We start from the raw sequence: 2,184 nt of genomic DNA on the forward strand, positions 1-2,184 counted from the left end.
AGATATTGATGAAAATAATCCACCAAAAGGGAATGGATTTTCAGGAATTACATTAGCCTACAATGTTGAACATAAAGAAGATGTAGAGACTGTAATTGCATTAGTAAGAAAAGCAGGTGGAAAAATTATAAAAGAGCCACAGGAAGTTTTTTGGGGTGGATATCATGCATATTTTTCGGATTTAGATGGATACTGTTGGGAAGTTGCATGGGATCCAAATTTTAAGTTTGACGAAAATGGACTATTGAAATTTTAGTAATTAAGAGAGATAGAAAAAATAGCTTCAAGTAAAGAATTTTAAATTTTATTTTAGAGGTTGATTGTATAATCAAGTTGAACAATTAAATAAAAAATCTATTGCTATACTTCTGTGGTAGAATGTAGGTGTCAAAGTATAGAGGAAATGTTAAGCGTTACAAGGCAAAGGTAGGACAGGCTACATACCAGAAGAAATTACTAACGGTGTCAGAAGTAGCCCTAGGGTAATGCTGTTAGATGATGACGCTAGATGGTTAATCAAAGAGGTTAATGATGCATGGGTAGAAAACTACAAGGATAGAGTAAGAAGAGATATACATAAGCTTTCCTATACACCTGATATGCAGGATGAAAGCTTGGTAATAACTTAAGTGGTGTGTCGATAAGATATAAGATACTGGCCATGGAACAGATAAGAAGTAACAAGGAAAGTTACTAGACAGCAAGCTTATGAGGATATACTAAGAACTTCTAAAAAATCTAATAGAGGTGTTGATAAAAAATTAGGTTTAGAAAGGTACGGTAAAAATTATGAGTAGAGAATATAAATACATATATAATATATGTGATCAATTTGCAGAAGATTTATTTATAAGGCAATGTGAGGCACTGGAAAAATTTATACCTAACATAAAAAAGGGTCAGTTTTTACATGATGTTGATGATTCTAAAATACAGTATTATTATATCGATGGAAAAGAACTAAGGGTATTTAATGATTTTGACATCGATGGATTGTATGTAGAGTCAGATATAGAATTAACACAGTTTTTCAAATAGAGGTGATATAATGGACAATATGAAAATAGTGTACAAGGTCCTTTCAGAAGTCGATAAACAGATGGATGATATAAGCTTTGATGAATCTTTTATCAAAGATTTGAAAGCAAGTGATAATCGAGTTAATAAGATAATTGAAACTTTGTTAGATGAGGGGTATTTAACTGGAATAAAGATATCAAAATTAAAAACAGGTAATATAGTTATGTTTATGAGTCCTAGGCTAACAATAAAAGGGATGGAGTTTCTACAAGAAAATTCTGCAATGGAAAAAATAAAGAATGGTTTGAAAGATATTAAAGACGTAAGACCATTTATATAATTTGTTTGACACCTCTTTTAAGGGGTGATATAATACAAGTATACAAATGAAGAGTGTTCGATATACAATATATCAAGGACAAAAAAGGGAAGAGTTGCCGCTCTTCCCTTTAAACATTATTTCTTTTTATTGTCTAGGAATTGTATTGCATAATGCAATATAAGACCAGCGACTATAGGGCAAATAACATTTCCCGCTATGAAAAGTGTCCAGTTAATCAATATATCACCTCCTTTAGAGGGATAGGACATACATATTATATCATTAAACCAAGCAATCCGAAAAGTATTGCTTTTTTGTTATATTTGCAATTTGATTTTATTCGTAGATTGGAATATACTATTGTTGATGAGTGTAGCTGTAAAGTTATTTACGGAGAGATTATGATGGAATATTTATCAATAAAGCAAACATCAGAAAAGTGGGGTATTACAGTTAGAAGAATACAGATTCTTTGCACGGTTGGACGTATACCTGGTGCCACAAAGGTTGGCTCATATTGGGCTATTCCTGTAGACGCTGAGAAACTATAATGGAATTTATTTTTAAACAAAGAGAAATTAGAAATCTTAGGGAGGTATTTATGTTTTTTTTAAATTATAATAAAGATGAAAAGTTGGAATTTAATTATAAGAGAGCCTGTGGTTTATGGTTAATTGTAGTAGCGATGATTATTTCATTGGCAACTTTGACAGGAGGAAAACAAATCATCAATATGCAAGTATTTTGCATTGGATATGTTATCAGTTTTTTCTCAATAAATATGAATAAAAAAGTGTTGAATAAACTATCCAACGGTTCGTCGAGTAAATTTCAAGATAAAG

General features: G+C 31.0%; 6 protein-coding genes. All 6 read left to right on the top strand.

Annotated elements, in window-relative coordinates:
- Window positions 1-256 (top strand): VOC family protein (locus ACW6OJ_RS08220; RefSeq protein WP_456096298.1); only part of this gene is annotated, 256 nt, incomplete at its 5' end.
- A gap of 229 nt (window positions 257-485) precedes the next feature.
- Entirely contained in the window at window positions 486-629 is a 144-nt protein-coding gene (locus ACW6OJ_RS08225) for a phage portal protein (protein ID WP_456096299.1), read from the top strand.
- 160 nt (window positions 630-789) lie between these two features.
- Window positions 790-1,038: a hypothetical protein gene (locus ACW6OJ_RS08230; protein WP_456096300.1), complete on the top strand. Its 249-nt coding sequence runs from the start codon at window positions 790-792 to the stop codon at window positions 1,036-1,038.
- A gap of 10 nt (window positions 1,039-1,048) precedes the next feature.
- Complete coding sequence (locus ACW6OJ_RS08235; RefSeq protein ID WP_456096301.1) at window positions 1,049-1,360, top strand: YjcQ family protein; 312 nt, start codon at window positions 1,049-1,051, stop codon at window positions 1,358-1,360.
- A 386-nt stretch (window positions 1,361-1,746) separates the two neighbouring features.
- Window positions 1,747-1,893: a DNA-binding protein gene (locus ACW6OJ_RS08240; protein WP_456096302.1), complete on the top strand. Its 147-nt coding sequence runs from the start codon at window positions 1,747-1,749 to the stop codon at window positions 1,891-1,893.
- A gap of 50 nt (window positions 1,894-1,943) precedes the next feature.
- Window positions 1,944-2,184: DUF6609 family protein (locus tag ACW6OJ_RS08245; protein ID WP_456096303.1), on the top strand; the 241-nt coding region annotated here is incomplete at its 3' end.

The organism is Peptostreptococcus sp. (assembly GCF_977045075.1).